Source organism: Nitrosomonas communis (genome assembly GCF_900114745.1).
Lineage (GTDB): Bacteria > Pseudomonadota > Gammaproteobacteria > Burkholderiales > Nitrosomonadaceae > Nitrosomonas > Nitrosomonas communis_A.
Genome location: NZ_FOUB01000102.1, coordinates 1 through 8055 on the forward strand (window position 1 = coordinate 1; position 8055 = coordinate 8055).

Annotated in this window: 8 protein-coding genes and 2 pseudogenes; 5 read left to right on the forward strand and 5 right to left on the reverse strand. The window is 46.6% G+C overall.

Going from position 1 to position 8055, the window contains the following annotated elements; translation table 11 throughout:
- Positions 1–99, forward strand: a 99-nt coding sequence (locus BM122_RS26360) for a diguanylate cyclase domain-containing protein (protein WP_143083461.1), incomplete at its 5' end; no start/stop codon positions are given.
- 185 nt (positions 100–284) lie between these two features.
- Positions 285–712 (forward strand): annotated as a pseudogene (gene tnpA, locus BM122_RS19405) (IS200/IS605 family transposase).
- Between the two features lie 502 nt (positions 713–1214).
- Here the strand turns inward: tnpA and BM122_RS23660 are convergent.
- From BM122_RS23660 to BM122_RS19420, 4 genes are all read right to left on the reverse strand, one after another.
- Positions 1215–1352, reverse strand: a complete 138-nt coding sequence (locus tag BM122_RS23660; protein WP_177198221.1) for a hypothetical protein — start codon at positions 1350–1352, stop codon at positions 1215–1217.
- Between the two features lie 231 nt (positions 1353–1583).
- Positions 1584–2216, reverse strand: coding sequence for a Spy/CpxP family protein refolding chaperone (locus BM122_RS19410; protein WP_074907146.1), 633 nt, complete (start codon positions 2214–2216; stop codon positions 1584–1586).
- 725 nt (positions 2217–2941) lie between these two features.
- Entirely contained in the window at positions 2942–4327 is a 1386-nt protein-coding gene (locus tag BM122_RS19415; protein WP_218152174.1) for a M16 family metallopeptidase, read from the reverse strand.
- A complete protein-coding gene (locus tag BM122_RS19420; protein ID WP_256212229.1) occupies positions 4248–5666 on the reverse strand; it encodes a M16 family metallopeptidase in 1419 nt (472 codons plus the stop codon). The genes BM122_RS19415 and BM122_RS19420 overlap by 80 nt, the downstream gene beginning before the upstream one ends.
- Positions 5667–6017: 351 nt before the next feature.
- Between BM122_RS19420 and BM122_RS19425 the strand changes: the two genes are divergently transcribed.
- From BM122_RS19425 to BM122_RS19435, 3 genes are all read left to right on the forward strand, one after another.
- Positions 6018–6341, forward strand: a complete 324-nt coding sequence (locus tag BM122_RS19425; RefSeq protein ID WP_074907148.1) for a transposase — start codon at positions 6018–6020, stop codon at positions 6339–6341.
- Positions 6342–6639: 298 nt separating this feature from the next.
- On the forward strand, positions 6640–6942 hold the full coding sequence (locus tag BM122_RS19430; RefSeq protein ID WP_074907149.1) for a transposase: 303 nt from the start codon (positions 6640–6642) through the stop codon (positions 6940–6942).
- Positions 6943–6991: 49 nt separating this feature from the next.
- The gene (locus BM122_RS19435; protein ID WP_074907150.1) at positions 6992–7585 is read left to right on the forward strand and encodes a DDE-type integrase/transposase/recombinase; all 594 of its coding nucleotides are present in this window, start codon (positions 6992–6994) and stop codon (positions 7583–7585) included.
- Here BM122_RS19435 and BM122_RS19440 read toward each other — a convergent pair.
- Positions 7574–8055 (reverse strand): annotated as a pseudogene (locus tag BM122_RS19440) (IS5 family transposase); the annotation flags it as partial. The gene BM122_RS19435 and the pseudogene BM122_RS19440 overlap by 12 nt on opposite strands.

The window sequence follows — 8055 nt, forward strand, 5'->3', positions numbered from 1 at the left end:
AAGGATAGAAACACCGACCTAAATACGCTGCTCAATCAGGCAGACAAAGCGCTGTATCAGGCGAAGGAGAGTGGGCGGAACAGAGTGTGCCTTGCGTAATCACTCATAGAGTAGTGAGAAAGAGGAGTTCTTGTACAATACCTGCCTTTTAATCAGAGTATGAGAGAAGAAATAATGAAAATGAATAAAAGAAAACCGGTGTTTATTATCCATCATAAGGTTAAAACCACCGGCTTTAGCCGGTCAGCTTTAGCTGCGAGAATATGCCACATAGGAGGTGTGGCATGGATTATAGATATGGAAGTCATACGGTTTATCAGACTGAATACCATTTTGTATGGGTAACGAAGTATCGATATAAGATTCTGAAAGAAGAGGTAGCAGAATGGGTTCGAGAGTTGGTTCGTCAGACGTGCGAAGCATTTGAAATCAGAATCGTAGCGTAGTGAGTAAGGATCATGTGCATATACTAGTGAGTTGTTCGCCGGAGATGGCTCCGAGTGAGATCATGAGATGGATAAAAGGACGAACATCGAGCTATCTGTTTGAAGAATTTCCTCACCTTAAGAAGAAGCACTGGGGAAGGCATTTTTGGGCGTGAGGGTATTTCTGCACGACAGTGGGTCAGATGACAGAAGAGATGATCAAGCAATACTTAGAGAATCACTTTGAGGCAAATCCAAACGATAATTTTAAAATGGAGCCGGAATAAGACGCGTCGTTTAGTCGATGCGATCCGGACTTTCAGTCCGTAACTCTAACCCACCGGTTTTAGCCGGTGGTTGAATTGCGCAATCAGCGATGATGAATAAATAAGGTAATCCCCCGGCGCATAGCCGGGGGATTACCTTATTTAACTTCTTCGTTAATCTAATAGTCGGACTGGTGGCTTATTCCATTTCTAAATCAAAACTGACTTTGTCAGCTTCACCTTGCCGTATTATTTATACTGTCTGCAGCTCGCCTTCTCATCATTTTTGATTTGTAAATGAAATTACACGCTCCCCGAGAAGAAACCCTCGCTTAATATCAGGCTCCCTCAAGCTCTTCCAGTCGTGGTGGTGTAATTCTTATGTCGAACTCACGTTATCTACACAGGGAGGAAAGCCTTTGATTTCAATCAAAGCAACGAAAAGGAAGATCACCATATCAGACCCAGACTTCTTGCTTGATGCAGTCAACGAAGCACTCATCTGGAACATCCCGGATGAGGTCTAGGCCGATGCTGTCAAGGCCTGCAGGCCGGGCTGATGGCGGGATTTAGCTCCAAAGCGCTCATGGAGAGCGCTCAAGACAATTCCCACCCATCTCTCTTTCCCTTCCCAGCTTCCTACGTCTTCTTTTCTCAGCAATACAAAGTCGCTCCCCGTTCCAGCGGAGGATCACGCACGTCTGGAGTAGGGAGAAGAACCAGGCAACACACAGGGAGCAGTGCGTTCATTCGCGCTGCTCTCCATTTCTTATATCAACGTAGTCAACATGCAAAGGAGCAAACAAGACCACCAATTTTTCATTTGCTCATGAAGCCACAGTTTGTTTATATGTGAGCTTTACACTGGAACAGCTAAAAGTAATTAATAGATCTAGTGATCCCCATGCCCACCATGTTGACCGCCATGTGGATTGTGATCCATTTTCATAGTTTTCAGCTGGTTTTTTTGATCGTCTGATAAAATGGCTTGGATAGCTTGACGCTCTTTAATGTGAAATTCGATCATTTCATTGAAAGCAGCCGTAAGTTCTTTGCCAAGGTTACGTAGTTGGGCGTCACTCGTGTCAAGTTTCATGCTTTCCTTTTTAAGTGCTTTAATATTTTTACGCAGTTTCTGCTTGAGCTGCCCATGTTCCTGTTCGTTTTTTAGATGTAGGCGGATAATTTTCCCCAATTGCTCATCGCTTAGTTTCAATGCATCAGCATGAGAGATGATCATATGAGCATAATCATGCCCACCTTTCATCATGCCGCCACTTTCTTTGTCCTGACCATGTTTGTATTTCCTACACTCACCCCGCTGACCTTCACCATACTTGCCATCTCCACCTTGTGTGCTACCTTTCTCTTGACCGTGCTGATGAGTTTGGGCAAGCATGAAACCTTTATCTTCAAATTGAATGATGGCAGAATCGTTACTCGCCATTGAGATAGTGGCATTGCTTAACGTAATGGCAAACACAGAACCAATAGCGATAGAAATGATTGATCTTTTGCTGATCATGGCAAATTCTCCTAAAAGTTTGATTGGATATAACAACCTTTTAAAAGTAGTGTCTGCGTATCTCAGAAAATCATTACCTCATGGTGCTGCGCGTGTTATGACAACTCCCATGATAAACCGTCGATAGGGAAATCTGAATTAGCTGATAACACCACTTTTAAACCTTAGCATATTTTCTGCAATTCAATCTAGACATCGTTGACTTTTATTATTGCTTTCACAAAGTAGCTTTTTCAATATCAATGATTGTATGGATAATTGAATTTTTGCCTTTCTCTCTTCTAATAGCACTGATTAATCTGAATTTTAGGAGGTTTCATGCGACCAATCTACTTTTTGTTTTCAACATTATAGGCAAGCCAGTTAAGAATTATTCAAAGAATATTCTCATGTCCCACCGAACACAAATGGGATAAGCAAAGCACAGCGTAAACAACAAAACCAAACCGTCGATATATCCTTCAAATTCGTAAAAATGTAACTTTGTTTCAGCGGTCAACAAGGACTGGCGTTCGGTGGATAAACCACTCTGCTTGCCGAACTGGCTGCAGTATCCTCATTCCTCCCTTATTCTATTTCAAAATCAAAACTGACTTTGTCGGCTTCACCTTGCCGTATTATTTATACTGTCTGCGGCTCGCCTTCGCGTTGCTTTTGATTTGAAAATGGAATAAGTGGGATGATAGAAGCGAGTGTGCGCAACAACAGATTAAAGTTTTCTAGTATCACTGCCCAGCCGCTCCACCCACCAATACCGTCTGGAAGCGGGCCGGATCAACCCGTGCCTTGAATGCTTTGACGATATCGGCCACAGTGACGGACTGTACCTTGGCAGTGAAGGTATTCAGATAATCCAGCGGCAAGCCGTAAAAGCCAATTGTCGCCATATATTCAGCGATTTTCCGGTTGTTATCGATGCGAAGGACAAAGCCGCCGACAATGTTCTGTTTGGCCGCTTCCAGCTCCTTATCGGTGGGGCCCTCAGCGATGAATTTGTTGGTCGTTTCCATCATCACTTTCATCGCTCTGTCGGTCTGTCCGTTACGGGTTTGCAGGCGAATGGTAAATGGCCCCTTGCCGGCCCGTGGGAAGAAATGGCTGTTGGCACTATAGGAAAGGCCACGCTTTTCCCGCACTTCCTGGGTGATGCGTGCAACTAAACCACTGCCGCCAAGTATATGATTTCCTACATAAAGAGGGAAGTAATCGGGATCATTGAAAGATAGCACCGGCTCGCCTACCAGTACATGGGTCTGAGTTGAAGGGGAGAACCGTTTCACCGTATTAGCGGCAAGTGGCTCCGCCACAGTTGGCAGAGTTTCTGCTGGTGCACCTTGCGGCAGTCCAGCTAGCACTCGCTCGACTATGGTTTCCGCATCGGCACGAGCTAAATCACCCACTACTGCCACCACCGCATTTGCGGCTACATAATAACGTTGGTAAAACTTGATCAGATCATTGCGAGTTAACTTGCTGACGGTGCCAATTTCACCGTCAGTGGGGTGACCGTAGGGATGATCGCCGTAGATGGCTTTGGCGTAAATTACCTCGGCTAGATCGCCTGGCGACTCCTCTTTTTCTTGGAGGCCCAGAAGTACCTGTCTTTTTTGCCGCTCGAAATCTTGGGCGGTAAAAAGAGGCTGGGTCAGTATTGCGTGCAGAGTCTCCACGGCCACATTCAGTTTGTCCGGATCGGTCAGGCTGCGCAGATAAAGGGAGCCGGTATCCTTTGAGACTGAAGTTTCCATGACCGCTCCCACGCTGTCCAAACGCTGAGCGATCTCGTCAGCGTTCCACTTACCAGCCTCACTATCCAGCAAAGCTGAAGTCAGCGATGCCACACCGTGCTGTGCGCCGTCATAAACACTACCAGCGGCGAATACCACGCGTAAGTCGACCATTGGCAGTCCTTCGGTGCGCACGAAATACACCCGTGTACCTTGAGCTGTAGTCCAGTACTGGATACCTGGAGTGGCTTGGGCCATGCAGGGGCTGAGTAGAATCAGCAGGGTGATGAATGCGCTTAAGAATTTAGTGTGCATGAGTGTTCTCCAGCAGCGTTTCGGCAGTCGTCGTGTCATCGGTAATGGGTAGGGGATCCAGATAAGCAATACTCAATCGATCCTCCACTAAATATTTGCGCGCTACAATCCGTACTTGTTCGGGGGTGACGGCCTTGACCTTGTCCACGTACTCCTCGACCTTGGACCAGCTTAGGCCGACAGTTTCCAGCATACCTAGCTGCATAGCTTGATAGAAACCAGAGTCCTGTTCGTAAACCTTGTGCGCTACCACCTGTGCCTTGACTTGTGCTAATTCTTCTGGCGCCACCGGCTTTTCCTGCAATTGACGTATTTCTTCACGTAAGGCCTGTTCCAGCGCCACTGTGTCATGATCTTGCGCCGGAACCGCTTCTATCATGAGCAGTGTTGATAGACGCGAATAGAGGTTGTAACCGACGTTGGCTTCAGCAGCGATTTGCTTGCCTCGTACCAAGCGGGATGGCAAGCGTGCGCCATTGCCACCGTCGAGGATGCCAGTAAGCACTTCCAAGGCATAAGGTTCCCACTCTTTGACAGCATCCTTTAACACCGGCACCTTATATCCCATTACGAGAAACGGCAGCTTGGCTGGCCGCTTCACAATCATGCGGCGCAAACCAGTCTGGTCCAACTCGGTGCGCGACTTTAGCTTTGGCAACCGGCTGGGCGCTAGCACGCCGAAATACTTTTGTGCTAAGTCATGCACAGCCTCTGGTTGCACATCGCCTACTACCACCACAGTGGCGTTATTGGGAGCATACCACTGACGGTACCATTTTTGCAGATCGCTCAGGGTATACTCCTTAATATCCTCCGGCCAGCCTATAACCGGATTTTTATGGGGGCCATTGCTGAACGCCAAAGCCATGAACAGCTCCATAGTTTTGTCACGAGGCTGATCCTCAGTGCGCAAGCGGCGTTCTTCCAGCACTACGTCTCGCTCCTTGGCGAACTCACCCTCATCCACTTTGAGATAACGCATGCGGTCTGCTTCCAGCTTGAAGCTCACCTCCAGCCGCGATTTTTCGAGGCTCTGGAAATATGCTGTAAAATCTTCGCCTGTAAAGGCGTTTTCGCTCCCACCGTTGGCTGCGATGATACGAGAAAATTCGCCGGCCGGATGTTGTTCTGTGCCCTTGAACATCATGTGTTCCAGCATGTGGGAAATGCCGGTGATGCCATCGTGTTCATAGCTAGAGCCAATTTTGTACCAGACTTGTGACACCACCACGGGCGCACGGTGATCTTCTTTTACCAGCACCTTGAGGCCGTTGTTCAACTTGAATTCGCTTACTTCAAACTGACCCGCTATGGCCAGCAACGGTAATCCCAACATTAGCCCAAAGATTTTTACTGAGATCTTCATAACTTTCTCCAAATCGACACTAAAACGCCTGCTGCTGCTCAAAAGACAATCCGCATCTCTTCCTAATCAGCAAAACCCAAGACAGCACTGCTTGCTTTCTAACGGATGCAGTTATTGTCAAATGTTCTTATGAGATTGACTCTGTCTATTCTGATAAGAGGAAAGAATACAATATCAACGGCCAGCATGTATTTGCCAAAGCTTGCCAACAAAATGAGGCCAACTAGAAGTTTACCTGCCTTGGCAGTTTATAACATGATGGCGTCCATCAGTAATCAGTGCTAGCATGAAAGCCTAGCTCTCTTTAGTCATAACCTGAAAGGAGTGAAATGGTTTAATAACTCCGGACACATCTAAAGGCAAATTATATACTGTCAAAAGAGGTGACCCTAAATGAGTGAGATAAAACGCGATAGAAAACACAAAAGGCCCAAATATAGTTTGGAATTTAAACAGGATGCAGCTCGGTTGGTTCTCGAGAAAGGTTATAGTCAACAGCAGGCTGCTGCGTATCTGGGCATATCGTTAAGCGCTTTAAGGCGCTGGGTTCGGGCGGAGCGTACGCCTTCAGGCACTGAATCGATAGCGAAGAAGCCGGGATTGAGTTTGGCAGATCCATCTGAACTGCTGCGTTTACGTAAGGAAAATGAACCATTGCGGATGGAGCGAGAGAGATTAAAAAAGGCCGCACTCTTCTTTGCGAAAGAAGCCGAATAAAGGAATAAAGTACGGGTTTATTCAGGTGCAACAGAAGACATATCCAGTAACCGTGCTGTGTCGTGTGATGGAAGTTAGCGCAAGTGCCTACTATGCCTGGTGACAGGCTAAGTGCGCTGGTGTAGACATGCGGCAAGATCAGTATCTTGCAGACAAAGTTCGTCAAATTTTCGTGGAAAACAAATGCAGTTTGGGTTCTCGACGACTATCCGATCGATTGAAGAAACAAGGCTGAGGTATGCTGAGTTTTATGGAGTCCAAAGTTTCATAAAATATAAACATGAAATGGAAGATATAGATGGAACAATTACCCCGAACACGATATAGCCAGGAATTTCGCGAGCAATCGGTCAAGTTTCTTAAAGAAAGTGAATTAACGCTGGTTGAAGCATCAAAACGACTATCTTTACCTAAGGGAACGTTAAAGAACTGGGTTTATGCTGAACGGCAGGCGAACTCACAACTTGTAGGTAAAAAGCAGAACTCACTGACTGAGCTTGAACTGGAGTTATCCAGGATCAAACGTGAATTGGCAGAAGTCAAGATGGAGAGAGATTTCATAAAAAAGTGTGCGGCCTATTTCGCGAAGGAGTCGCGGTGAGATACGGCATGATTGATACGCTGCGACAGCAATATCCCTTTGCACTTATGTGCCGTGTACTCGAGGTTCAGAGAGTGGTTTTCCTGCCTGGAATATTCGCTCACCTTGTGAGCGTGAGCAAAAAAATGCACGGCTGGTAATAAAAATACTGGCAGCACACCAACGCACCCGAGAGACCTACGGTGTGAAACGCTTGCATAGTGAGCTGGTAGATCAGGGGGTACAGATTACAGCATACCGTGTTCGAGTGCTTCGCAAGAAGCTGAATTTGCGTTGTAAGCAAAAGCGTAAATTCAAGGTCAAGACCGATTCTAAACATCATTTACCGTTCGCGCCTAATATTTTGAAACGAGAGTTTGCTATTAGCGCACCTGGCAAAGCGTGGGTCAGCGATATCACCTCTATTCCTACAGACGAAGGCTGGCTGTACCTGGCTGGCATAAAAGAGCTATTTAATGGCAAATTAACAGGCTATGCCATGAATGAGAGGATGACAACGGATCTGATTATACAGGCTTTGTTTCGCGCAGCTGATAGAAAACTGGCAGAAAAGGGGTTAGTTCTTCACTCGGATAGTAAGCTTGCTATCCGCATCATCAATCGTTTAAACAAGCTAGGGTCTGTTGACATTTCACATAGGTAGCCACAGATATCCACACGCTATGGCTACCATACTCTCGTAATTTCGCTTCAGTTTGTCGTATCGCGTTGCTATTGCCCGATACTGTTTTAGCCGGGCAAAAGCATTCTCCACCCAATGCCGGTATTGATATAAACCCCAATCCATATCTGCATTACCCTTCAACGAGTTGCGCTTTCACGGTATCACAGCCTGAACCCCCTTCTTCGTTATCTGTTCCCGTAACCATTCGCTGTCATAGCCCTTGTCCGCAACTATTGTTTTTGCGTCAGGCAACCTGGCAATCAAATCAGGTGCGGCAGAACAGTCATTGACTTCTCCACCGGTGATTCCAAACTCAACTGGCAAGCCATAACCATCGACCGCTAAATGGATCTTTGTGGTATTGCTGCACGGCTTTTCCCGATAGCCTGCGATTCTTGACTCGCTGCTCCCGCACTATGTTGATGCGCTTTAACATAACTGCCATCCAT